The 23353-nt window shown below is 64.6% G+C and carries 22 protein-coding genes and 2 pseudogenes; 8 read left to right on the top strand and 16 right to left on the bottom strand.

The features are described 5' to 3' along the window. Window positions 1-86: 86 nt before the first annotated feature. From M1248_RS27645 to M1248_RS27625, 5 genes and pseudogenes are all read right to left on the bottom strand, one after another. Window positions 87-1385, bottom strand: a complete 1299-nt coding sequence (locus M1248_RS27645; RefSeq protein ID WP_317150351.1) for a dicarboxylate/amino acid:cation symporter — start codon at window positions 1383-1385, stop codon at window positions 87-89. Between the two features lie 72 nt (window positions 1386-1457). Further along, window positions 1458-2657 carry a Dyp-type peroxidase gene (locus tag M1248_RS27640; RefSeq protein ID WP_232076134.1) on the bottom strand — a complete coding sequence of 400 codons (1200 nt, stop codon included), beginning with the start codon at window positions 2655-2657 and terminating at the stop codon, window positions 1458-1460. A gap of 17 nt (window positions 2658-2674) precedes the next feature. Beyond that, window positions 2675-3208, bottom strand: a pseudogene (locus M1248_RS27635) (copper chaperone PCu(A)C). Further along, complete coding sequence (locus tag M1248_RS27630) at window positions 3201-4745, bottom strand: PepSY domain-containing protein (RefSeq protein WP_317150350.1); 1545 nt, start codon at window positions 4743-4745, stop codon at window positions 3201-3203. The pseudogene M1248_RS27635 and the gene M1248_RS27630 overlap by 8 nt, the downstream one beginning before the upstream one ends. A 174-nt stretch (window positions 4746-4919) precedes the next feature. Beyond that, window positions 4920-5465, bottom strand: a complete 546-nt coding sequence (locus tag M1248_RS27625; protein ID WP_317150349.1) for a hypothetical protein — start codon at window positions 5463-5465, stop codon at window positions 4920-4922. A gap of 74 nt (window positions 5466-5539) precedes the next feature. Between M1248_RS27625 and M1248_RS27620 the strand changes: the two genes are divergently transcribed. Continuing rightward, window positions 5540-6058 (top strand): SixA phosphatase family protein, encoded by a 519-nt coding sequence (locus tag M1248_RS27620; protein ID WP_163730110.1) that lies wholly within the window; start codon window positions 5540-5542, stop codon window positions 6056-6058. 3 nt (window positions 6059-6061) lie between these two features. Here the strand turns inward: M1248_RS27620 and M1248_RS27615 are convergent, their stop codons facing one another. Then, on the bottom strand, window positions 6062-6628 hold the full coding sequence (locus M1248_RS27615; RefSeq protein WP_163730111.1) for a DUF3558 domain-containing protein: 567 nt from the start codon (window positions 6626-6628) through the stop codon (window positions 6062-6064). Beyond that, window positions 6625-7239, bottom strand: a complete 615-nt coding sequence (locus M1248_RS27610) for a DUF3558 domain-containing protein (protein WP_410506741.1) — start codon at window positions 7237-7239, stop codon at window positions 6625-6627. Before M1248_RS27610 ends, M1248_RS27615 begins: the two co-directional genes overlap by 4 nt. 115 nt (window positions 7240-7354) lie before the next feature. On the opposite strand from M1248_RS27610, the gene M1248_RS27605 reads away from it, so the two are divergent. From M1248_RS27605 to M1248_RS27595, 3 genes and pseudogenes are all read left to right on the top strand, one after another. Next, the gene (locus M1248_RS27605; RefSeq protein WP_163730112.1) at window positions 7355-9091 is read left to right on the top strand and encodes an ABC transporter ATP-binding protein; all 1737 of its coding nucleotides are present in this window, start codon (window positions 7355-7357) and stop codon (window positions 9089-9091) included. 2 nt (window positions 9092-9093) lie between these two features. Then, entirely contained in the window at window positions 9094-10986 is a 1893-nt protein-coding gene (locus M1248_RS27600; protein ID WP_317150348.1) for an ABC transporter ATP-binding protein, read from the top strand. 20 nt (window positions 10987-11006) lie between these two features. Further along, window positions 11007-13186, top strand: a pseudogene (locus tag M1248_RS27595) (molybdopterin-dependent oxidoreductase). Here M1248_RS27595 and M1248_RS27590 read toward each other — a convergent pair. Both M1248_RS27590 and M1248_RS27585 read right to left on the bottom strand, forming a co-directional pair. Next, entirely contained in the window at window positions 13183-13752 is a 570-nt protein-coding gene (locus M1248_RS27590) for a hypothetical protein (protein ID WP_317150347.1), read from the bottom strand. The pseudogene M1248_RS27595 and the gene M1248_RS27590 overlap by 4 nt on opposite strands. Before the next feature lie 73 nt (window positions 13753-13825). Beyond that, complete coding sequence (locus M1248_RS27585; protein ID WP_163730116.1) at window positions 13826-14032, bottom strand: hypothetical protein; 207 nt, start codon at window positions 14030-14032, stop codon at window positions 13826-13828. Between the two features lie 38 nt (window positions 14033-14070). On the opposite strand from M1248_RS27585, the gene M1248_RS27580 reads away from it, so the two are divergent. Then, on the top strand, window positions 14071-14958 hold the full coding sequence (locus M1248_RS27580) for an AIM24 family protein (protein WP_317150346.1): 888 nt from the start codon (window positions 14071-14073) through the stop codon (window positions 14956-14958). Window positions 14959-14962: 4 nt separating this feature from the next. Here the strand turns inward: M1248_RS27580 and dtd are convergent, their stop codons facing one another. The 7 genes from dtd to M1248_RS27545 form a co-directional block, all read right to left on the bottom strand. Beyond that, window positions 14963-15349: a D-aminoacyl-tRNA deacylase gene (gene dtd, locus M1248_RS27575; RefSeq protein WP_317150380.1), complete on the bottom strand. Its 387-nt coding sequence runs from the start codon at window positions 15347-15349 to the stop codon at window positions 14963-14965. A 181-nt stretch (window positions 15350-15530) separates the two neighbouring features. Beyond that, a complete protein-coding gene (locus M1248_RS27570; protein WP_317150345.1) occupies window positions 15531-16280 on the bottom strand; it encodes a TatD family hydrolase in 750 nt (249 codons plus the stop codon). Next, window positions 16270-17472 (bottom strand): hypothetical protein, encoded by a 1203-nt coding sequence (locus M1248_RS27565; protein WP_317150344.1) that lies wholly within the window; start codon window positions 17470-17472, stop codon window positions 16270-16272. Before M1248_RS27565 ends, M1248_RS27570 begins: the two co-directional genes overlap by 11 nt. A 74-nt stretch (window positions 17473-17546) precedes the next feature. Next, window positions 17547-17777, bottom strand: a complete 231-nt coding sequence (locus M1248_RS27560; protein ID WP_317150343.1) for a hypothetical protein — start codon at window positions 17775-17777, stop codon at window positions 17547-17549. A gap of 45 nt (window positions 17778-17822) precedes the next feature. Beyond that, window positions 17823-18380 carry a hypothetical protein gene (locus M1248_RS27555; protein WP_317150342.1) on the bottom strand — a complete coding sequence of 186 codons (558 nt, stop codon included), beginning with the start codon at window positions 18378-18380 and terminating at the stop codon, window positions 17823-17825. Continuing rightward, complete coding sequence (locus tag M1248_RS27550; protein WP_317150341.1) at window positions 18381-20108, bottom strand: P-loop NTPase fold protein; 1728 nt, start codon at window positions 20106-20108, stop codon at window positions 18381-18383. A gap of 113 nt (window positions 20109-20221) precedes the next feature. Beyond that, window positions 20222-21340 (bottom strand): hypothetical protein, encoded by a 1119-nt coding sequence (locus M1248_RS27545; protein ID WP_317150340.1) that lies wholly within the window; start codon window positions 21338-21340, stop codon window positions 20222-20224. Between the two features lie 155 nt (window positions 21341-21495). Here M1248_RS27545 and M1248_RS27540 point away from each other — a divergent pair, with 155 nt between their 5' ends. The 3 genes from M1248_RS27540 to M1248_RS27530 all read left to right on the top strand — a co-directional run bounded on the left by M1248_RS27540 (window position 21496) and on the right by M1248_RS27530 (window position 23288). Then, window positions 21496-22086, top strand: coding sequence for a DNA-binding protein (locus M1248_RS27540; RefSeq protein WP_317150339.1), 591 nt, complete (start codon window positions 21496-21498; stop codon window positions 22084-22086). An 11-nt stretch (window positions 22087-22097) separates the two neighbouring features. Then, entirely contained in the window at window positions 22098-22733 is a 636-nt protein-coding gene (locus M1248_RS27535; protein ID WP_410506744.1) for an RES family NAD+ phosphorylase, read from the top strand. Window positions 22734-22829: 96 nt separating this feature from the next. Then, the gene (locus M1248_RS27530; protein WP_317150337.1) at window positions 22830-23288 is read left to right on the top strand and encodes a hypothetical protein; all 459 of its coding nucleotides are present in this window, start codon (window positions 22830-22832) and stop codon (window positions 23286-23288) included. The last annotated feature ends 65 nt before the right edge of the window (window positions 23289-23353 follow it).

The following is a 23353-nucleotide window of genomic DNA, read 5'->3' as shown; positions in this document are numbered from 1 at the left end:
CGAGCCGCGAATTCAGCCGGTCTTTGCCAGGCATCGCGAGTGTAGGTCCGGCCGCCGACATGTCCGGTGAGGCGCGGCGGGCCCTGTCAGTCGGCTTGATCTGCGCGGGTGAGCACGTCCTGATAGTCCGCGAGCTCGATTTCCTCGGCCACCACGGTCCTCGTCCCGTTGTAGACCTCACGGTCGATCTCGTCGTCGGCGTTCGCGACCAGCATGGCCACGAAGGTGTCGCCGTTGACGTTGAGGAACGTGCGGAAGATCCCGGCGAACCAGTCGACGGCGATGAGCAATCCGACCGCCTCGAGCGGAAGATCCAGAGACGTTGCGAGGAACGTGGCCACCACCGGAAAGCCGCCGGGGACGGTGATCGTTCCCATGTTCAGGAGGATGGCCAGTGCCATACCGAGCACGATCGCGCCGAAACTCAGCTCGATGTCGCCCGACTGCGCGAGGAACATGACGACGATCATGTAGTTGAGGACAGCGCCGTACGAGCCCATCGTCAGACCGACCGACAGCGTGAAGTTGGCGACCTTCTGGCTGACTCCGACTTTCTCGACGGTGTTCTTGAGCACCGTCGGGAACGTCACCGCTGAACTCGTCGTGGTGATTGCGATCGCCGTCTGCTCGACGAGCTTGCCCGGCAGTTTCCACGGACTCAGCCGGGTGCGCAGCGTGACGACGACAACGAACAACGCGAACAGGATGAGGACACCGGCCAGCGTTGCCCCCAGGTATTTCAGCGCCGATGTGACGACGGCGAAACCCACATCGCCCGCCAGCGCCGCCAGCAGACAGAACACTCCGATCGGGGCGGCGTACATGACGAGTCGGATCATGGTGAGCACGATCTGCTGGATCTGGTCGATGAACGTCAGCACCCTGGTGTCGCCGGTCTTGTTGATCTGGTTGCGCAACGCCACGCCCAAAAGCAGTGAGAACACGATGATCGGCACCATCGACGCGCTCGACATCGCTTCGAAGATGTTCTTGGAGACGAAGTTGAGCAGGGTGTCCTGCCACCCCAACGCTTCTCCGGCGGACTCCTGAAGCGACGAGTCGACCTCGCCGCTGAACTCGATACCGCTGCCCGGGCGGATGAGGACACTGAGCACCCACGCGAGGATGGCTGCGACGATCGAGAATCCGAACATCCATTTGAACGTGCGGAACGCGATTCTGCCGGTGCCTGCGCCGGTCATCGAACCGGTCGCGACGATCACCGAGGCCATCACCAGCGGCACGATCGACATCTGGATCAGCCGGATGAACATGTCGCCGACGAATTTCAGATTCGCCGCCCACTCGCCGGCGATCAGGCCGAAGGCGAGTCCGGCGACCGCGGCGACACCGATCTGGAGCGCTGGATGCGACAGGGCTTTCATTGCGCGAAGCTACGTCGGCGCCGCTACAAAGACGTGGCCGGTTCGTTGCGCCCGTGTATCAGCAGTCCTCGCTCAGCCCCGGGATCCCAACAGCGACTGCCCCACGAATCCGCCGTGCGTCGGAACGCCCGGCAGGATCGCGAAAGTGGCCGATCCGATGGTGGTGATCCACTGATTGAGCGCGTCGCCGCCCGCGAGGCGATGCTGTACCGGGACGAACTGTCGCGCAGGGTCACGCTGGTAGCAGGCGAAGATGAGCCCGCTGTCTGTCGTGCGGTCGTCGCGGGGCGGATCGTCGTAGTTGTAGGGCCTGCGCAGGAACTGTTCATCATCGGTGCGGTGCCGGGCCAGCGCGACGTGGGAACTCGGCGGGATCACCGGTATCCCGTCGACGGTGGCGCCGAGGTCGGGCTCGTCGGTCTCCTTTCGACCGGTCAGCGGGGCACCGGTGTCCAGACGTCGCCCGACGGTGAGTTCCCTACTGGGACGGTCGAGTTCGTCCCAGGTGTCCATTTCGGCGCGGATCCGCCGGATGACGAGCACCGTGCCGCCGGCGAACCACGGCGTGGCCGCACCATCCGCCCACACATGCCGGTCGAGTGCCTGATCGTCACGCAGGTTCGCCGTCCCGTCGACCTGCCCCATGAGATTGCGCATGCTGCCACCCGGGCGGTTGGAGCCGTGGGCGTTGCGAAAGCCAGTCTGCCGCCATCGTTGGCGGGTCATGGAGCGGACGTTCTTCAGCAGCACCCGGCCCGCGTGCGCGATGACGACCGGATCGTCGGCGCAGATCTGCAACAACAGATCTCCGCCACACCATGCCGGCTCGAGCCGGTCGGTGCTGAAAGTGGGCAGTTCGGTGACCGATTCCGGTCGCAGGTGCGCCAGCCCCACACGGTCGAAAACGGAGGGCCCGAGTCCGACGGTGACGGTGAGTCGCGCAGGCCGCAGCGCGAGCTCGGGTTCGGTGTCGGCCAGCGCCGGATCACCCTGGGTGAGCCGCGCCGCGTCCGATGTCCAGAGCTTCAGGACGGCAGTGAGCGTGTCGCGGGCACTTCGGCCCCCCTGCGGGATCAGGTCGAGCGCGACAAACATCGCATGCGCCTGCGGCGGTGTGGCGACGCCGCTCTGGTGCGCGCCGTAGAACGGTTCGACCGCGGTGCCGAATCCGCCTGCTGCAGTGACAGATTGCGCTGCACTGCACTGGGTGAGGGCGGTTCCCGCGGCCACCGCGGCGGCGCCACCGGCCAGGAGACGCCGCCGATTGAACATCGGATGCCCACCCATGGCTAGTGATGCCCTCCGCCGGATCCGGTGCCGCGCGGTGTGTATTCCTCGTCGGCGCCCGCGAAGTCGCGGATCTGCGCAGTCACCGGAAGGGTCTAGCCGTCCTCGAAGAGGACGGTCAGCGTCACGTCGGCACCTGGCTGCAGCGGTGCCTTGAGATCCATCAGCATCAGGTGGTCACCACCGGGGATCAGTTCGCGAGAGCCGCCCGCCGGTACCGTCAGGCCATCCGCCTTGGGACGCATCGTCATTGCCCCCGATGCATCCGGGACGACCTCGTGCACCTCGACCCGTCCGGCAAGCGGCGATTCACCGGACATGATGCGGGCGTCATGGTCGCCGGAGTTGGAGAACGTGCCGAACACCGCAGCCATCCCGGCCATCCCCGTCGCTGCCGAGCTCGCCCACTGATTCTCGACGGTGATGGTGGACGCCATCAGCTCCCTGCGGTCGCCCGGGGAGGCCGAACAGCCGGTGCCGAGCAACGCGCAGACGGCGAAAGCCGCGACCCACACCCGGATTCTTATGTCAGACATATGCCTTCGACTCCTCAGCGTCGCCGGTGTCGCCGGCCACCTCGCGTTCGCGGGTTCGGCGCCGCCTGGCGAGAACGGCTTCCACCCCGAGTACGACGAGCAGCGACAGCCCGAACACCGGGAACAAGATCCCGAGAACGACCGCGGCGACGGACACCGCGACCGCCGCACGTTTGGGTGTACCGGCGCGGGTCGCATCGCTGACCGGACCCCGCAATCCGCTGCGGCCCGAGGGGCGGCGATGCCACCACATGAACAGTCCGGTCAACGCGCTCAGGATCACCCCGAGGCACGCGACGGTCGCCAGGATCCGCGTCAGCACTCCGAACTGAGTGCCCATGTGCATCGCAATACCGAAGCTGGTCGCCTGGGATAGCGCCCCGTCATGTTCCGCGGTGGCGTTGGTGATCGTCCGCCCGGTGAACTGGTTGAGGTACAACGTGCGCTGCTCCGAAAGCCTTTGCGGCCACGCGTTGACGACCGTGTAGCTGCCGTACAGCATTTCCCCGTTCTCGGTGACGTCCGTCGGCGGGATGATCGCGTAGCCCGGAACCATGTGCTCGCCCTTGGCAAGCCGATCGACGTCGGCGAACGAGAGGCGCGCGGGCGCCGACCCGTGGATAGCCGATACGTACACCGGATCGTCGGTGGCCGCCCAGGCGATGCGTCGGCCCAGGCGGTCGTAATCGCCCATGGACGCCGGCGTCGAGGGAGCGTCTACTTCGATCGACGGCGTGATCGTGGAAGAAACCGCCCGCCAATTCTCGCCCCAATACCGTGACCACGTCAGTCCGGAGAGCACATAACAGATGAGGACGACCGCGATCACCACACCGGTGAGCGCATGCAGATCGCGCCACCGGATGCGGCCGCCGCGTTTCCAGCGGATCGTCAGCAGCGGCTTCGTCGCCTCGATCGCCCTCGGCCACCACAGGTAAATCCCCGTGGCCATCAGGACAAGGATCCAGACCGCCGTCAGCTCCATCCACAGGTTTCCGATCCCGACCGGAATCGTCGCGTCGGGATAGTCCGACGGCGAGATCAGGTGTCCGACCGACGGCAGGTGGACCTGGGGCCCGTCGTTGCCGAACAGGCGGTGCAGCTGATTGGCCCATCCGACGAGGCCGGACAGCTCACTGCGCTGGCCCAGATATCGCCCGGTGTACGGATCCACGAAGACCTGGGTGAGGTTGGCTTCCCCAGCAGGCAGCGATAGGCCTCCCGGCGACAGGAAGTCGACCCGTGTCGACTGGCCCGCGCCCGCGGGCGGTGTGACGGCGTCGATCGTGTAGTCCGCGCTGACATTCTGCGCGGCGACGTCGACCTGGTTATCGAGCGAAACGGTGTCGGGCCCTTCGGCAACGACATACAGATCGCGGTGCAGCCAATCGTTGAGCGGCCCGGTGTACAGGATCACCAGCCCTGAACACGCGAGCAACACCAACGCCGGTGCGGCGAACAGGGCCACCCAGAAATGCAGACGCCAGATGCGCCGCAGCACGGCGGCATCGCCGCGCTTCGCGACTGTCGGCTTCATCGAAGAATGCCAAGCACGAGCAGAGGTGTGTCGAACACCTGATTCACATCCTTAAATCAGATCAAGCAAGAAAAGGGAGATCGGTTGCGGCGCATCGATTCAGCGCTGACACAACAGATGACGGCAGCGACACCTCGCCTGAGGCTTCGCTGCTGTGGTGTGAGAGATCGACCGTTATCCGGCCGGCAGGGCGTGCCGTGGCGGCGCACGCATACCGAGGCCGGCGCAGAGCAGCACCGACTGTGCGACAACGTCACTGGTTACCAGCGGCAACGCCCGCGCGGCGGGCCGCAAGGCGGCCCGTGCGAACAGTCGCAGCCAGCACAGCACCGACTCGCAGACGACGTAGAGGTATTCGACGGAGGTGATCGCGACGCCGAGCAGCACAGCGGCGCCGAGATGCGCGGCGGCCATCGCAGGCGTGAGTCCCACGGCGTGGCCGTGGTGATGCGATGCGGACGCCATCAACGTGAGGTGGCCGAGCGACTGCGCGACGGCGAGCGCGCCGATCACGCCGAGCAGCCTGCCGCGGCGATCCTCGAGTGGCGCGGCGGCCAGGATGGCGCCGATGATCGCGCAGACCAGCATCGACGCGATGAGTCGTCCGCCCTGCGGAACGACCCCGCCTGCGGCGGCGTGAGCACCGACCGTGACCACCGCCGAGCACGCACCCACGAGGGCGCCACGCACCCAACGCGCCCGTGACTTCGGCGTACTCACGTGGCGAACCCTACCGCCGCTGCTACTACATCAGCTAGTAGACCCCATCACGGCACCACCTCTACGGTGAGACGGTGAGCGACTCCTATCGCACGCTGTTGCTGCTTCGTCACGCCAAGTCGGACTACCCGGCGGGAGTGGCAGATCACGAACGTCCGCTGGCACCGCGCGGTATCCGGGAGGCCGCGCTCGCCGGTGACTGGCTGCGAGCGCACGCGCCCGCGGTGGACGCGGTGCTGTGCTCGACGGCCACTCGCACCCGGCAGACGCTGGAGCAGACCCGCATCGACGCGCCGACGGAGTTCGTCGACCGCCTCTACGACGCGACGCCCGGCGTGGTGATCGACGAGATCAACGGGGTCGCCTCACGGTTCGACCACGAGGTGAACACGCTGCTGGTCATCGGGCACGAGCCGACGATGTCCGCGGTGTCACTCGGATTGGCCACCGCTGACGGCAGCAACAGCACTGCGGCCGAACGCATCTCCGAGAAGTTCCCGACGTCCTCGGTCGCGGTGTTGCGAACCGGCCAGGGCTGGGATCAGCTGGCGCTCAACGGTGCCACGCTCGTCACCTTCCACGTGCCTCGGTGAGACTCAGGCGCGGGTGGCCAGCGTCAGTTCCATCAGCTTGAGCGCCATCGCGCAGGCATCGCTGCCCGGGCTCTGCGGGTTGACCCACCAGCCGACCACGCCTGCCGCATCGCTGGCGACCCCGCAGGCGCCGTTCGGATCGTTCGGGCGCATCACGATGGATTCGATACCCGCCACCGACTTGCTCTCGACCTGGTACTCGAGTTGGTCGGCGACCTCGCGTTCATTGGCCAGACTGCCCTGCTCGAACCAGAAACGGGTGATGTCCACCAGTCCTGTCGGGTTGGCGGCCTGCCAGCGGCACACCGCGCCGACGAACGTGCTCTGGATGTCCAAGGGATCCGCGTTGACGGTCTCGGCGAGGATGTCCTCGGTCAGGACGTCGCACTCCTTCTGCAGGTTCGGGTACTGCCGTTCGGAGTCGTTGTTCCGGGGTGTGTCACCGGACCCCGACTTGGTCGCAGTTCCCTCCACGGTGCTGGTGCACCCGGCGAGCACGGCGACCGCGGTCAGCGCCACGGCAGCAGCGCGCACGGCACCCCGGCGTTGATGGCTGAGTCCGATTCTCATTTGGAGTTCACAATCGACTGGCGGGTGAGTTCCTTGGCGACGTCGCACGGGTCCGGGAACGGCTGCTCGTTGTAGCTGATCGACCATTCGATGAAGTCGTCATCGAACTGGATGCCGATCTCGCACAGGTTGGTTCCGAGCATCGGATCGTCACCGGTGGCGATGAAGCCGTTCTTTCCCTCGATGGTGATGTCCTCGACACTGGCTCGGGTCAGCTCCTCGGTCTTGCGTTCACGACCGATGGGGCTGCCGCGGAACCAGGTGAACGAGAAGTGCGGGCCCAGGATGCTGCCGCCGGCAAGCCACTGACACCCCACCGACGTCTTCGCGGTGTTCACCAGACCCGGGACCCGCGTCTGCGAGATCACCTCCTGGTCGCTGATACCCCCACATTCAGGGAAGAAGGGGCCGTGGGTCGCGTTGTCCGAAGGTGCCTGACTCTGCGGCACCTCCCCCGGGTTCGTCGGCTCGGAATCCGAGCATGCGGCAAACATCGGGATCATCACCGCGGCCGCCACGGCCAGCGCTTTGGCATTTCGGCTCGTCCGAGCCGGGCGCGTCGTGGATCTGATGTCGCCGCTGGGGCGGCTCCGGGGAGTCACGCCATGCACTGTAGCGGCAGGTCAGAAGGTCAACCACCGACAGGCCGGTTGACCTGCCTATTTATCCAATTCTCAGGTGACACTGCTGGCCACGACGGATAGGCGGTATGCGACAGTAACTCCCATGTTGTGGGCGCTGCTGCGACAGTACGCGCGGCCATATCGGTGGCTGCTTGCGTCCGTGGCGCTGCTTCAGTTGATCAGCACCCTGGCATCGCTGTACCTGCCGACGGTGAACGCCTCGATCATCGACGACGGAGTCGCCAAGGGCGATCTGCCGATCATCGTCGAGCTCGGCGGCGTGATGCTCGCGGTCACCGCACTGCAGGTGCTGTGCGCGATCGGCGCGGTGTACTTCGGGTCGCGGGCGGGCTCGGGATTCGGTCGCGACCTCCGATCGTCGATCTTTCACCACGTCACCGGGTTCTCGGCCGAGGAGACCGCACGGTTTGGTGCGGCGTCATTGCTCACCAGGAGCACAAACGACGTCCAGCAGATCCAGCTGCTCGTGCAACTGACCTGCACCATGCTGATCACCGCGCCGATCATGTCGATCGGCGGGATCTTCATGGCCATACATCAGGACGCGGGACTGTCCTGGCTGCTTCTGGTCAGTGTGCCGATCCTGGCTGCCGCCAACTACTGGGTGGTGTCGCACCTGCTGCCGATCTTCCGGCGCATGCAACGACTCATCGACGGCATCAACCGGGTCATGCGTGAACAGCTTTCCGGCATCCGGGTGATTCGCGCCTTCACGCGGGAAACGTTCGAGCGCAAGCGATTCGCGGAAGCGAACGAGGCCGTCGCCGAAGCGGCACTAGAGGCGGGCCGCTGGCAGGCATTGATGCTGCCCTCGACGACGCTCGTCATCAACATCTCCAGCGTCGCGCTGATCTGGTTCGGCGGTCTGCGCATCGACGCCGGCCAGATGCAGGTCGGTTCGCTGATCGCGTTCCTGGCCTATTTCATGCAGATCCTGATGGCGGTACTGCTGGCGACATTCATCCTGGTCCTCATCCCCCGCGCGTCGGTGTGCGCCGAGCGCATCGGGGAGGTGTTGTCGACCGAACCCCAGATCACCAGCCCGCCGGACCCCGTGCGGCCCGCGGCCATCGAGGGCGAGATCCGTTTGGATGGCGCCTCTTTCAGCTATCCCGGCGCCGAGCGCCCGGTACTGCAGGATATTTCGTTCACCGCACGGCCGGGGACGACGACGGCGATCGTCGGGTCGACCGGTTCCGGCAAGTCGACGTTGATTTCGTTGATCTGCCGCCTGTATGACGTGACAGCCGGCTCGGTGCGCGTGGACGGCATCGACGTGCGCGAGTTCGATCTCGAACAGTTGTGGGCAGCGATCGGTGTGGTGCCCCAGCGGGGCTATCTGTTCTCCGGAACCGTCGCAGACAACCTTCAGGTCGGCGCGGCCCCTGGAACCGTGGCGACCGAGGACGACATGTGGCACGCGCTGGAGGTGGCGGCTGCCGACGACTTCGTACGCGCCCACCCCGACGGGCTGGACATGCGTGTCGCGCAGGGGGGCATCAACTTCTCCGGCGGACAGCGTCAGCGGTTGGCGATCGCGCGCGCGGTGATCCGCCGTCCCGCGGTCTACCTGTTCGACGACGCATTCTCCGCGCTCGATGTCCGAACCGACGCACAGGTGCGAGCCGCACTTCGGCAGGAGTCGGCCGGTTCCACGGTTGTGATTGTTTCCCAGCGTATTTCGACAATCTCCCAGGCCGATCAGATCATCGTCATCGACAACGGGCGGATCCTCGGCGTGGGTAGCCACGACACTCTGCTGACGGATTGTCCGGAGTATGCGGAGTTCGCCGACTCACAGGTGGTGGGTGCGCCTTGACGATGGCACGCACCATCCGCGGCGTGGGACAGGCGCCGACCGAGCGGTCGCGGGACTTCAAGGGTTCGGCGATCAGATTGGTCAAGCAGCTGACGCCGCAGCGCGCGCTGGCCATCACGGTCGTGCTGCTCGGCGTCGGTGGCATCGCGATCGGTGTGGTCGGACCGCGCATTCTCGGACACGCCACCGACCTGTTGTTCAACGGCGTGATCGGCCGTCAGCTGCCCGCCGGCCTGACCAAAGAGCAGGCAATCGACGCGGCGCGCGCGCGTGGTGACAACACTTTCGCCGATTTGCTGTCCGGAATGAATGTCGAACCGGGCCAGGGCGTGGACTTCGCAGCCGTCGGCCGCACGCTGCTGTTGGCGCTGTGCCTGTACCTGGTCGCCGCGCTGTTGGTCTGGGTGCAGGCACGCATTCTGAACGTCGTCGTGCAGCGCACGATGGTCACCCTGCGATCCGACGTCGAGGACAAGCTGCACCGAATGCCGCTGTCGTACTTCGACTCCCGTCAGCGCGGCGAGGTACTCAGCCGCGTCACCAACGATGTCGACAACATCCAGACGTCGCTTTCGATGACGATCAACTCGCTGTTGACATCGGTGTTGACAGTCTTCGCGGTGCTGGTGATGATGCTGACGATCTCGCCGCTGCTGACGCTGCTCACGGTGATCACCGTGCCGTTGTCTCTGTGGGCGACCCGGGTGATCGCACGACGGTCTCAGCGGTTGTTCGTCGCACAGTGGGCCAACACCGGGCGGCTCAACGCGCACATCGAGGAGACGTACAGCGGGTTCACCATCGTCAAGACGTTCGGTCATCGCGCCCAGGCACAGCAACAGTTCGGCGAGTTCAACGACGACGTGTATCAGACCAGCTCTGAGGCGCAGTTCTTTTCGGGCCTGGTGTCGCCGGCGACGGTGTTCATCGGCAATATCAGCTACGTCGCGGTGGCCGTGGTCGGCGGCATTCAAGTCGCGACGGGTCAGATCACCCTCGGCAGTATCCAGGCGTTCATCCAGTATGTCCGCCAGTTCAACCAGCCGCTGACCCAGGTCGCCGGCATGTACAACACCCTGCAATCCGGAGTGGCCAGCGCGGAGCGGGTGTTCGAACTCCTTGATACCGACGAGGAATCCCCTGAGCGTGCGGCGATGCCGCCGTCGCCCGGGGGGCGCCCCGGCCGGGTCGAGTTCAGGAACGTCGACTTCGGCTACCGCGAAGGCACTCCCGTCATCGAGGACCTGTCACTGACCGTCGAACCGGGAAGCACTGTGGCGATCGTCGGGCCGACGGGCGCGGGCAAGACCACTCTGGTGAACCTGCTGATGCGGTTCTACGACGTCGATTCCGGCCAGATCCTGCTCGACGGCGTGGACATCGCCACCATCAGCCGTCAGTCACTGCGATCCCGCATCGGCATGGTGCTGCAGGACACCTGGCTGTTCAGCGGAACCATCTACGACAACATCGCCTACGGCAGACCCAATGCAGAAGAGGACGAGGTGATCGCGGCGGCGAAGGCCGCGTACGTCGACCGGTTCGTGCACCATCTGCCCGACGGCTATCAAACGTGGGTCAGGAGCGACGGCGGAAACATCAGCGCGGGCGAGAAACAGCTCATCACGATCGCGCGCGCCACGCTGTCCCGCCCGCAGCTGCTCGTCCTCGACGAGGCGACGAGTTCGGTCGACACCAGGACTGAATTGCTGATCCAGCAGGCAATGGCCGAATTGCGCCGGGACCGGACGAGTTTCATCATCGCGCACCGGCTTTCGACGATCCGCGACGCCGACGTCATCGTCGTCCTCGAAGCCGGTCGCATCGTTGAACAAGGCAACCACGCGCAGCTCATGGCTAAGCGTGGCGCTTATTGGTCTATGACGCAGGTGTAGTCGTCGTAGTCTCGAAATCGATGACCACGACATCGAAAAGTACGACGGCGTACACCTTCTGCAGATACTGTTCGGCAGCCTGCGGTCTCGAGGTCACCGTCGAGGACAACAGGGTGATCAAGATTTCACCGGACAAGCAGAACCCGCACAGTTGGCATGACTTCTGCGCCAAGGGCAGGACGGCCAATCAGCTCGTCGAGCACCCGCGCAGGATCGTGGCGCCGATGCGTCGGATCGGGGCCGGCGAGTATGTCGAAGCCAGCTGGGACGAGGCGATCGCCGACATCGCGGCGCGGATGACGGCCCTGATCGACGCCGACGGTCCCGATTCGATCGGCCTCTATTACGGGAACCCGACTGGCTACTCGTCGTCGAACGTGCTGTTCATGATCGCGTGGTTGGATGCCGTCGGCACCCAGAACCGGTACGCCGTCGGTTCGGTGGACCAGAACGCGTTGCACGTCGTCGCCGAGGCGATGTACGGATCGATGCTGATGGCGCCGGTATCCGACGTCGACAACTGCGACTACTTCCTGCTGGTCGGCGCCAATCCGGCGGTCAGCGCGTGGAACTGGCTGGAAACCGTGCCCGGCGGCTGGCAGCGCGCACTGGAGCGACAGCGCCAAGGTGCGCAGATCGTCGTCGTCGATCCTCTGCGGACCGAGACCGCGGACAAGGCGGATGTGCATCTGGCGGTGCGACCCGGACAGGACTGGGCACTGCTGCTCGCCATGGTCAAGGTCATCCTCGACGAGCGGCTCGAACACGAGGGCGACTGCCGCGATCTCGCCACCGGGGTGGACGAGCTTCGCGCGCTCGTCACCGACGCGGACCTCGATGATCTGGCCGTGCGGTGTGACGTCCCGCGCGCGGTCATCGAGCAAGTGGCAAGGAATTTCGCGACCGCCAAGCGCGCGATGGTCGTCACCCGCACCGGAGTTTCTCTGCATGTGACCGGCACGATCGGCGAGTGGCTGGGCCACGTGCTGAACGTCATCACGGGTCGCATGGACCGGCCGGGCGGGCGCCGGTTCGAACCCGGCTATGTCGATGCGCTGAAGCTGTCCGGTATGGCGAAACCGCCGGCACACAAGAGTCGGCTCAGGGGCACCGATCTGGTCGCGGGTGCCCACGCGCTGGCGGAACTGCCCGATGAGATCACCACACCGGGGCCCGGACAGATTCGCGCGATGGTGATCAACTGCGGCAATCCCGTGGTGTCCGGGCCGCACGGCGCCAAGTTGGACGCCGCACTCGCGCAGCTGGATCTGTTGGTCGCGATTGACTTGGTACAGCGTGAAAGTCACCGTCACGCACACTGGTTGCTGCCTGCCGCGCACTGGCTGGAACGCGACGACCTGCTGGCCCTGACCAGCAACCTGCACGACGAGCCGTACGTGCAGTACGGACGGGCGGTCGTCGATCCGCCGCCGGGGGCCCGTGAAGAGTGGCGCATCTTCGTCGATCTCGCGATCGCGATGCGCAAGCCGCTCTTCGGCGCCAAAGGGATGAACGGTTTCGTGCGGGTCACCCGCGCTCTTGCCAGGCTGACCCGCAGGCCCGGCCTCGAGTTCACCCCGGCGTGGTTGAATCGCCTGCTCGTCGCGACCAGCCGAAAGGTCAACGGGCGCAGGGTGAGTTGGCGTGATCTGATGGCGAATCCGCATGGAATGGTGCTGGGCCCACGCGAGTTCGGTCATTTTCGCAGCGCGTTGCGCACCGAGGACAAGATGGTGCACGCCGCACCGCCGGAGTTCGTGGCCGGCGCGCGCGAACTGCTCGCCGAACCCGCGCCGCACGCCCCAGCCGGGTACCCGTTCCAGTTGTCGAACCGTCGCAACCGGCACTCGATGAACTCCTGGCTCAACGAGCTTCCCGGCCTGCACCCCTCGGGTAAGCGCAATGACGTGGTGATCAACCCCGAGGACGCGGTGGGGCTCGGAATCGCCGACGGAGACGCGGTGCGCGTCTTCTCCCCGTCGGACAGATCGAGCTGACCGCTTCCGTCAGCGATCGTCCCCGTCGCGGGGTGCTGATAGTCGACCACGGCTGGGGCTCAAGGATCTTCGACCCGCGCGGCGGCGCCGATCCGGTTTCCTACGGCGCCAACCGCAACCTGCTCATCGACGACGTGTCCGTCGACCCGCTGTCCCAGACCTCGGCGTTGAGCTCGGGGTATGTGGGTGTCGAGCGGGTCTAGAGCTGTGGACCCTCGGCGCGCAGATCGTCGACGTTGCGCATGGCGTCGCGCAGCTTGCCCAGCCACTCGTCGGCATGTTCGCCGACCAGCTTGACCGACCACGCCAGCGCATCGGAGCGGGAGCGGGCCACGCCGGCATCCACCAGCGTGTCGAGGACCTGGCGCTCTGGCTGACGCAATCGTGTCATCACCGGTACGGCGATGTGGGTGAACAGGATTCGTTCCGTCGCCTCGTCGGCCCCCACCTCTACACCCCAGGCAACCTTGCGACCGTAACGACGCTCGGCTTCATCGGCGATCCGCATGCGCTCCGAACGCGTCTCCTCGCGGAACCGCGCGACTCTGCCGGATGCGTGGGCTTCACTCTCCTCGGCGCCTTCGACTTCGGGGAGGTGACCGATGACGGTGATCTCTTCGCGGTCGACGACGACCGTCGGGTCACCGGCGAACCAGCCTTCGGGCAGGCGACCGGAGAACCAGTCGCCCGCACTACTCGCGTCGGGTTGTTCGGCCTGCTGCCAGCCGCCGGAGCGGCCTGGCCGTCTGCCGGAGTGATGATGTCTCATGATTACATGATTACATCGTTACACCGCTGTTGGGACGGCTTTCTCCCGAAGCGAACAGCGCCGTGCCTGCGCGCTACTGCTTGCGGTTCAACAGCAGAACAGCTCCGCCGCCCGCGACCGCACCGATGAACAGCAGGACAGCCAGGGTCGGACTGACCAGCCACCACACCAGGCCCAGCCCGATGATCACCGGGGAGGCGACGAACAGCACCATGCCCGGGTGCTGCTTGATGACCGCGAGGGCACTTTGCGCGCGCACCCGGTCAATTTCCTTTGCCATGCCACCAGGATGCCAGTCGTCGGATTAGTTTTGTCTCCATGACTGGACCTAATAACGGAAGCTGGCGGCCCGACCCCGAAGGACGCTACGAACACCGCTGGTGGGACGGCCAGCAGTGGACCGATCAGGTGTCGCACCAGGGGCAGGTCGTCCGGGCGCCGCTGGGCGCACCGCCTGCCGGGCCCGCGCCGCAGCATCAGCCAGGACCACCGCAGGCCGCGGTCATGGGCGGGCAACCCGCCGGCGACGGATTCTCAGGCATCACTGGCGATTTGGTCGACGGACGGTTCAGCGAGAAGGAAGCCAAACCGATCGCGAATCAGAACTCCAAGCTGCTGCGCGTGCGCCTCGGCGAACCGTTCATGGCACGCCAGGGTGCGATGGTGGCCTACCAGGGCAACGTGGACTTCGCGTTCGAGGGCGGCGGGGCGTCGAAGTTCCTCAAGAAGGCGCTGACCCGCGAGGGCCTCCCCCTGATGCGGTGCCAGGGGCAGGGCGACGTGTTCCTGGCCGAGCGCGCTTACGACGTCCATCTGCTGAACCTGACGAATTCCGGGTTGTCGATCAGCGGCAAGAACGTGCTGGCCTTTTCGGCAAGCCTCGACTGGAACATCGAGCGCGTCAAGGGCGGCAGCATGGTGGCCGGCGGGCTGTTCAATACGACATTGCGCGGTACCGGATGGGTGGCGCTGACCACCGACGGCCCACCCGTCGTACTCAACGCCGCCGAGGCACCCACGTTCGCCGACACCAACGCGGTGGTGGCATGGTCGGCGAACCTGCAGACCCAGCTCAAGACCAGTTTCAAAGCGGGAGCGCTGATCGGCCGCGGCTCAGGCGAGGCGGTTCAGGTGTCGTTTTACGGGCCGGGCTTCGTCATCGTGCAGCCATCGGAGGGCATACCGCCGGTCGCCGCGGCACACTGAGGGCTCACAGCTCCAGCAACACCGTCACGGGGCCGTCGTTGACGAGTTCCACTCGCATGTCCGCCCCGAACACGCCCGTCTCGACCTGTGCGCCCAGGGCACGAAGTGCGTCGGCGAAGGCGGTCACCAACGGTTCGGCCACCGCGCGAGGGGCAGCGGCGTTCCAGGCGGGACGGCGGCCCTTGGCGGTATTGGCGTAGAGCGTGAACTGGCTGACTACGAGGATTGGCGCCCCGACGTCGCTCGCCGACTTCTCGTCGTCGAGAATGCGCAGCTGCCAGAGCTTTTCGGCCATGCGCTGCGCCTTCGACGTGTCGTCGTCGTGCGTCACCCCTACCAGCGCCACCAGCCCCTGGCGCTCGGGGCGGACCGCTCCGACCACTGTCGAGATGCAACGAAGATTGACAAGACACGCCTGACTACTTTGACGAGACTTCGGCGTGTCGCGGGAGCCTTGTTAATCTTTGCTGCAAAAGTCCAGGTCAGAAGTATGTCGGCCCGCACGCAGCCGAGCCGGCGATCGGGCTTGCGGGGGTTTGCGTCAACTGGGTTCATGGCTGGGTGCCAGCAATTCACATAGAAAGCGCAGCGCGAATCGTCGGAGGCAATCGGTCGCGGACCCCCGATCGCGCCACCAGATCGGCGAAATTCCCCCATATGTGGTCGCGAGCCACAACGCCATGGATCTGCTCCAGCTTGGATTCGATCGCCGACACGTCTCCAGGTCGCCGAGCGCCGGTGCGCGACGTACTGGATGGAAAATCTGTCTCCGTTAATATCCTATCCATCGGAATCTGTTCTAACACATCATGTTTCATCGACGCATTGACAGAGAAGAAGCATTGCATCTGAACTGCCCGCTGAATGTCGGCGGTGGTTCCGTTGAACCAGTGCAGCACAAGTCCGGGATGCGGGCTGCATTCGATCTCATCGAGCACGGCTGAACACATGCCAGCGCTGTGCACACTTAAGATCACGGGCTGATCGGCCACGGCGGAGAGTATCTGGCGGAAGACCTCGGTTTGGGCTGGACCGCCACGGCGATCCAGCCCCACCTCGCCGACCAGGGCGAAGTTCGGTAGCAGTTCGCGAAATGACGCGACATCGAATTGCGTCAACGACTTTTCGACACCCGGGTGGGTACCTAGTCCCCAGAGCAGATTTGATCTCGCGGCCGTCTGGGTTCGGTGCGCGTAGACGCCTTCATTAAGGGAACGTGTGACGGCGAGGACGACGGACGGCCCAAGTGTCAGAAGTTGTTCGGGCGTCACGTCCGGCGCGATGTGGGCGTGTGCGTCCAGCGGTGGAGGCTCATAGGGCATAGTCAATGGCCTCTAACAGTTCGTGCCGGCCTCGCACAACAACATCGAGCATCGCCTCGTAATCGGTGCCGCGCGGCCACCGGGCAGACGCTATCAAGTCGTCGATTGTGGGTGTTCTCGTTGCCCACGACTGCACTGCCCACAGATCCCAGTGCCGTGCCTCTAGTAGCTTGGCACGTCCCTTCGCCGTGACGCGGTCTTGCAGGTATTCGGTGGGATCGTCGAAGCCTGCACCGATGAACGCTCCGCGCCGGATCAGGCAGGCAATACATAAGCCGCAGTTGATATTCGGATTCCCACCCTCGTATCCAAGTCCGCCGTCGAGTTTGCTGCATGACAAGGTTTCCGCGGCGATACTTAGGATCGGGTCTCCAAATTTCATCACGGCGCCTGCGAGCATCTCGCCCTTGGTTTCCAGGGCATGGGGGTTGACCAGCGTCACAGGGATGCCTAGTTCGCTCAACAGGAGGTTGGTCTGATTGAATGTCCACGGGTGCGTCGACTTCGTCGAAAGCGCACCGCCGCGACTGGGCACCATGGCCGGATTCACACTAGTGAATCCATTCTCGGGAACCCTCGCCTGCGTCGCCGAGATCGCTGCGGCAGCTGCGACGGCCAACGCCATGAACAGAAACGATCGGGTCCGAGTTGAGTTGTCACGGCTGTGTTCCGGTGCTAGCCGCACACGCTTCCACAGGAAACCGGCTGTCGACTGCGTGAGTGCCTCAGCGATGGCGTCCTGTGATCGTGCGACCGCGCGGGTCTGATCGCGGTGTCCGACATAAAGCGACGTCGCGTGAAGATCAGCGGGCGCCAACGCAGCACCGCACAAGGAATCGAGTCCCCCCGAGAGTAGCGCGACGGCATCGCGGCTGCTGATCGTTTCCGCAGGAGGGTACGAGAGCGTGTGATTGGCGACGGGTATAAGTGTCCAGGCGTCGCCGGTGAGCCATGCGAACAGATCAACCAGTCGTTGAGCTGCCGGACCCAGGAACGCTCCGGGGTCATCGAGATGGACAACGATTTCCAAATGGCGGGAGAAGTAGTTCTTCGATCGGCGCACGCTCCTGTCGATAAGGTAGGCAGCGGCAGCGATGCGGCTCAAATCTCGGGCTACGACGGTTGTTGAACCGAAAGCGGATATGGCCCAATCGATGTCGGTAACCAGATCGGCGGACTCGGCCCCCGGCACGGGCCAGCGAATGGCGATTCCGTCTGATCGGACCCGGTCGTCGGTGGCGGCGAGAAGTTCCAGGACGGCCACGATCAGCTTCTCATCGCTGCGAACACCGTTTCAACGAGGGCGGCGGCCCGGTCGATGAATTGAGATGCCGATAGGTAGCCGGATGATCCGGTCACCAGATGCTTGGCCTTCTTGAAGATGTACGGCTTCATGCGGCGTTCCAACTTGGTGATGATGTCGCGCCCGAGTTGGCGGTTGGCATGCTGGGAGGTCAGCTCCACCAGTGCTTGTTCGTAGACGTAGGCGCCCAGCATGTAGTCGATCTGATCGTCTTGGGTGAGTTCGGGATTGGCGGCGATCTATTTGAGGGTGGCGTGCGCGGCCCGCCGGAGAGCTTCATCATCGGGATGCCCAGGGGCGCCGATTATTTCGTCGAGGATAGCCTGTTGCTGTTCCCGCGGCGACAGGTCCTGCAGCTGCTGCAGGTTGAGTCCGAGTTCGGCGAGGGTGTTCGCGTCACCCCGCGCCAGGGCCGCGCCTGCTGCGACTGCTGCGGCTCCGCGCGCAGCCGAGAGCTTCGCGCTGCGCCCGGCGCGAGGCGTTCCTACGAATTTCGAGGTGCCGCTGCGGACTCTGGTCCCGCCTGGCGTATACCTGCTTGGGCGTACGGATCCGGGTGAGTAAGGAGGCAGCGTCGAAGGTCGGCGGGGTTCCTGCGCCTGGATCGCCGTGATTACATGGTCGATCAGCCGATCGATACTTTCGTCGATCTGCGGGTTGCGGTCGCTGCCGCTGTCTTCTGCGCCGCCGTCGTCACTCTGCGGCGGTGGGACGATTTCGTCGAGGAGTGTGACGTCGTCGGCCGCGTTCTCCCACGGTGCCGAACCACTTCCGCCGAACGCTAGTTGGGTGCCCACCTAGCGTGCGTCCTTAGTGAGCGCTAGGAGTTCATCGGTGGCGACCTGCCGGACGTCGCTTTCGAGTCGGTTGTCATCGACGATGGTCTGCAATGTGTTGGCTGCACCGGGAATTTGGGCGATGTCCACGATCGACGCGGGTGTGAGGTGGCGTATGGCGTGTGTGAGCACTGCGTCGTGAAGCGCGGGCGCCAAGCTGTCGGCGCTCTTTGCAACACCGCACGCGGACTCGATGGCGATGTCGGGATTTGCCGCTGCTGCGCGCTCCAGCAGTCGTAGGACGATCCCTGCTCGTTCCTCGAGATCCAGCTGTGTCGACTCCTTTAGGGCTGCTCGCCGTATCGGTTCGGAGTCGTCGAGAAGGTCGTCCATCAATCGAAGCGCATCCGTGGACAGACCCTCGCCCGCGCTGGCCGAGGTAAAGGTGGCTGCTACGTTGAGATAGGCGTCGATCTTTCCCGCGATGCTGGCCAGTTTCGGTGCGGCTGCGGCCCAATCGCGTGTGTCGTCTTCGAGTCCCTCAGGGAGTTTTGTCTCGCCGGAGTCCGGTGCCGCGGTGGCCCATGCTTCCCATTCGTCGAGGAGTTTGCCTCGTGCCTCAGGGGATGTCTCGACAAGAATGCTGAACGATTTCGGATAGCGGTCTTCCAGGATGTAGAGCTTGAGCATCACTCCCAAGTCGAGTTCGGAACCGCGGGCTGTCGCGATGGTCATCCGAACCCCCCAGGCATTCAAGAATCGCTTGATCGCGCGCGGGCTGCTCCACTTGTCGACACTGATGCCCTGCGCGATCTGGGCCGCCAAGGTGAGGTCTTCAGCCTCGGGGATTTGCACGCCTTCTGCGTATGCACCCCCCACGTAAGGCTTTTCAGAGTTTTCGCGGCGCTGACGGACGTGGGCGATCAGCTTGTCGGTCTGCTCGGGTGATGCCCCGCGACGGTGGGAAAGCAGTAGCAGGATGAATGTCTCAGCATCTTCGCGCGACAGAGTCGGCAATCGCACAGGCAGCTGAACGATCTTCTCCAGATAGCGGTCCGAGTAGGTGCTGCGCGCGCCGGCGTTGGCGCTGCGTTCTACGGCGTACCGGATCAGAGTTTCTTCGGCTGCCAGGACGAAGGCCATTTTGGGAACCGACAAGAAGACCTTGATCGCCTCTAAGATCGCGACTACGGAATCCGGGCTGCACCGATCGAGGTCGTCGATCAGGACGACGACCTTGCGAACGTCTTTGGCGCCTTCCATCACCGCGGCGAACTCGTCGCGAAAGCCTGCCATCGACGTCGGTTCTTTGGAGACCGGAGTGAAGGCGTCGACAAGCTTCTCAGCGTCGACCTCCCGGGCCAGTGCCATGTTGGTGATGGTGGCACCGACCTTTACCCACGCGATCCGTCGCATAAGGCCCTTGGCGCTCTCGAGGAACCCGGGTTTGGTTTCGAGGGCCTTGAGTACCTGCCCTATCAGCAGTGAGCGCACCTCGGCCTTCGGAAGATCGTCGTACTCCCATGGGTCACAGGGGACCACGACAAGGTCTGGCTGCTTGTCGAGTTCTATCTTGAGCAGTTTGAGGGCCGACGATTTCCCTCCGCCCCACGATGATTGCAGCGCCACCGTGACCGGGTCGAGGTCCGCGGATGACACTGCGGCCACCACCGAGGCGACCACTGGACCGAATCCAAGCATGTCAATCTCTGTCGGATTGTCATCCCACAGACGAAGCGTGTCAGCCACTCGGTTCCCCTGGATTAGTTAACTGATGGTTCGGAATGTACTCGCAGCACCCGACAACAAGCCCCGGTATTCGTAGCGGCGCGGCTGCCCGAGGCCGTGCTGCGCGTTTGGCACTAAGCGCGGACCGCCCGCCGTCGGCGAGCCTTGTCCAGAATCCCCATGGCGACTTCGAGCACTGCGGGGTCGGCCATGGCGGCGCGCAGCGCATCCATCTTGGCTACGCCGACGTCATTGCAGACCAAGCCCGAGACAACAAACAACATCAAGGCGTCCTCCGTGAGGTTGGCATCGAGCACGCCTTCGCCTTCGACCATTCGCAGCACCGTGCGCCGCCTGGTTCGCGTTAGGTTCGGCTTCGGAGCAGGCGGCTCATCGTGTTGTGGTGTTCTGGAGGGCAGGTTCGGGCCGGGCGTAGCGCCGCGGCGGCCCGGAGTGGTTTGTCCCAGGAAGCCTCGGCGGCGCGCTGTTGTGATCCAGTCCCGGATGGTGGGCTCGGGTCGGTCGAATCGTTCGGCGAGCTGGCGTGTGAGGCCGGGGCCGAGGCGCGCTTGATCGAGGTAGGCCTGGGCGACCTCGATCAAGAGTTCGTCGCTGAGTTCGGGGCGACCGCGGCGGCGTGTGGTGAGGGTGTTGGTGTTCTCAAGCGCGCGGCGTTGGTCGTCGGTGAGGTCGTCGGGGAAGAGTCGGTCGTCGCCGGGCATTTGGCGGATGCCTTCGTTGCGCCATGAGTCGTCGGGCAGGTCGCGTTCGACGCGAGCGATGATCTCTCCGAGTGGGATGCGGCGGAGGACGTCGCTGGTGATGAGGGTCGGCGGGTCATCTGCGTCTATGGCGTCTTGTTCGTCGGGGTGCAGATAGTTGTCGTGTCCGTCGAAGCAGCCCCAGTCGCGCCTGAAGAGCTCGAGTTCGGCGACTTCCAGTCCGCGGCCGCGGTTGATCAGCACGGCGTAGACGATGACTGGGAGGTCATCGCAATGGAACACGATGTCGCAGACGTAGCCGGGGCCGCGGGGCTTTTCTTTGATGTAGATCTCGAGTCGGTCCTTGGGCCAGTCTTCGTCGCGGGGTTGGCCGGTGGCGGCATCGTCGGGCTGAGGGCCGAAGCCCATGTCGAAGAAGGATCCCTTGGCGACGTCGACGAGTTGGCGTGTTCGGCTGCCGGTATAGGACAGGTCGCGGATGTCGAGGTTGGGATCGTTGATGAAGTCGATGCCGGGGGCGTCGGTGCTCATGCGATCGAGATTAAGGCAGTAGGGCGGCGGAAACGTTGGGAAAACTGTCCGAGATAGCCAGCGGCAAAACTCATCACTTCTGCCGCAAATCTATTCGACAGGACTATTAACGGTTGTATACTGACGTTAGTAAGCGTTAGATATTGGAGGTTCTCATGACTGCCGACGAGCTTGATCAGTTGCTGCAGGACCGTTTCAATCTCAACCGGGCGGACCTGATCACCGCAATCAAGACGATGCCAGCCCATCGCCCGTGGGCAGCCTCACTGACCGCGGACGAGGCACGCCTACTCGATGAAGCCGGATTCGTCGAAGATCCCGAGGCCTACACCGAGATCGCCGTCGACGTGATCGCGCACATGGCGCGCCTCATCAGCACCGCGTACACGTCCAGTGAGGTCGCTTCCGGTCTTGGGGTCAACGAGTCGCGGATCCGGCAGCGCCGCCTAGCGCGCACCTTGTGGGCGATCGACGACAACGGCTCGTGGGTGTATCCCGTGGTGCAGTTCGACCTCGTGGACGTCGACGGCCGCAGCGTGCTCAAGCCCGTCCGGGGCCTCGACCAGGTATTACCGGCTCTGCCGACTGACTTGCATCCGACGGCGGTGGCCGGTTTCCTGCTCACCCCTCAGCAGGAACTTGCCATCGACGGCCAACCGCGCACTGTACGGGACTGGTTGAACAGCGGCGGTGCGGTCGAACCCGTGTTGCGCCTCATCGAGATGGGTGAGTGGACCGGTAGGTGAGCGCCGATGAGATGCTGCCGGGACCCCCCGATCCGGCCACCTTGGTCGGCCTAGGGTTCGAGAACGGCGAGACACGCATCATCGAGCCCAGCGAGGTCTGGTGGCGCGCGCACTTCACGGAGGGGGCGCATGTGTTGCCGTGGAACGGGTTCCGGTCGTTCGGACCGGTTCTTCGGTTCGATCCGCACAAGTTGCCCCAGGGCGAGGACCCCACTCGCGGCGTTTGGTACGGGGCGTCCAGCCCAGACGCGGCGCTCGCCGAACTCTTCCAAGCCGAGCGCGTGATCGACCGCGGGCGCAACAGGCCTTACTTGACCGCGCTGTCGTTCGAACGTTCACTGACGGCGCTCGACGTCGCCGCCGACAGCGCTGGCGCGTGGATTACCCGCGTCGGCGGCACCTTCGCCGTCTCGACCGCGCCGCACACGATTACCCAGCATTGGGCGCGGGCCATCGCCGCAGCTTTTCCGAACTTGGACGGGATCCGGTACAACAGCCGCTTCGCCGGTCACGCATGTGTGGCGTTGTTTCTGCCTGCCCAGTCGGCAATGCCGACGCGACCCCGGCTCTCCCAACCACTCGATCATCCCGATCTAATACACCGCTTGGCCCCCGCGGCCAAGCGACTGGGCTATCTACTGGTGTAGCGGCCGCCGGGACCATTCGCCCTGAGGACGTTCGGCGGGGCAGTCGCCGTGCCCGGCCTACGCGGCCGTGTCGCTCACCATTGGCATGATGGTGCCGTGGGTGAGGACGAGTTCGTCGAGCAGCCGCTGACGGGATTTAACTACAGCTATTGGTTCGACTGCGTTGCCTGCGGTACTCGGGTCAATATCGCCGCCGGCCTCTACGAGAGTCAGACGACGTACTCTCCACCCGGACGGCCGGCGGATTTTTCGCGCTGCGGAGAATGTGGTACCGAGGTTGATGTAACCGAGGTACGCCCGGTGTTGCGAGACCTCAATGACATTGCCCTGCAGGATAACTACGTCGCGCGGCTCTACTGGTATCACAGCAGCCCTTACGAAAACTGGCCGGACACAGAAGCGTACGCCGCTGAGTTCACAGCGCGAATGGCCAAGGGGCAGATACATGGGCCGTTCACTCTGCAGCAGCTCCTCGAACAGCACACGTCCCTGGCTGTGCATATCGGCACCTATGAGGCCGCAATCGAGAATATGTTGCGCCGCCGCCACGACTAAGACCGCGACGATGGGGACTGCCCCGGGTTCAGTTGACTCGCGGGGTGTGAATTTCAGGCCGCGGT

The organism is Mycobacterium sp. 29Ha (assembly GCF_032883055.1).
Taxonomy (GTDB): Bacteria; Actinomycetota; Actinomycetes; order Mycobacteriales; family Mycobacteriaceae; genus Mycobacterium; species Mycobacterium gallinarum.
Note: the sequence above shows the minus strand (reverse complement) of the source record. Positions and strands in the feature narration are given on the sequence as shown.

Excerpts from the sequence above, each read along its gene's own strand:
- M1248_RS27535 (WP_410506744.1), top strand. The coding sequence starts at position 22,098 with ATGCTGCCGGGACCCCCCGATCCGGCCACCTTGGTCGGCCTAGGGTTC.
- M1248_RS27600 (WP_317150348.1), top strand. The coding sequence starts at position 9,094 with ATGGCACGCACCATCCGCGGCGTGGGACAGGCGCCGACCGAGCGGTCG.
- M1248_RS27540 (WP_317150339.1), top strand. The coding sequence starts at position 21,496 with ATGACTGCCGACGAGCTTGATCAGTTGCTGCAGGACCGTTTCAATCTC.
- M1248_RS27645 (WP_317150351.1), bottom strand. The coding sequence starts at position 1,385 with ATGAAAGCCCTGTCGCATCCAGCGCTCCAGATCGGTGTCGCCGCGGTC.
- M1248_RS27585 (WP_163730116.1), bottom strand. The coding sequence starts at position 14,032 with ATGGCAAAGGAAATTGACCGGGTGCGCGCGCAAAGTGCCCTCGCGGTC.
- M1248_RS27605 (WP_163730112.1), top strand. The coding sequence starts at position 7,355 with ATGTTGTGGGCGCTGCTGCGACAGTACGCGCGGCCATATCGGTGGCTG.
- M1248_RS27560 (WP_317150343.1), bottom strand. The coding sequence starts at position 17,777 with ATGCTGGGCGCCTACGTCTACGAACAAGCACTGGTGGAGCTGACCTCC.
- M1248_RS27570 (WP_317150345.1), bottom strand. The coding sequence starts at position 16,280 with ATGCCCTATGAGCCTCCACCGCTGGACGCACACGCCCACATCGCGCCG.
- M1248_RS27545 (WP_317150340.1), bottom strand. The coding sequence starts at position 21,340 with ATGAGCACCGACGCCCCCGGCATCGACTTCATCAACGATCCCAACCTC.
- M1248_RS27640 (WP_232076134.1), bottom strand. The coding sequence starts at position 2,657 with ATGTTCAATCGGCGGCGTCTCCTGGCCGGTGGCGCCGCCGCGGTGGCC.
- M1248_RS27590 (WP_317150347.1), bottom strand. The coding sequence starts at position 13,752 with ATGAGACATCATCACTCCGGCAGACGGCCAGGCCGCTCCGGCGGCTGG.
- M1248_RS27630 (WP_317150350.1), bottom strand. The coding sequence starts at position 4,745 with ATGAAGCCGACAGTCGCGAAGCGCGGCGATGCCGCCGTGCTGCGGCGC.
- M1248_RS27615 (WP_163730111.1), bottom strand. The coding sequence starts at position 6,628 with ATGAGAATCGGACTCAGCCATCAACGCCGGGGTGCCGTGCGCGCTGCT.
- M1248_RS27580 (WP_317150346.1), top strand. The coding sequence starts at position 14,071 with ATGACTGGACCTAATAACGGAAGCTGGCGGCCCGACCCCGAAGGACGC.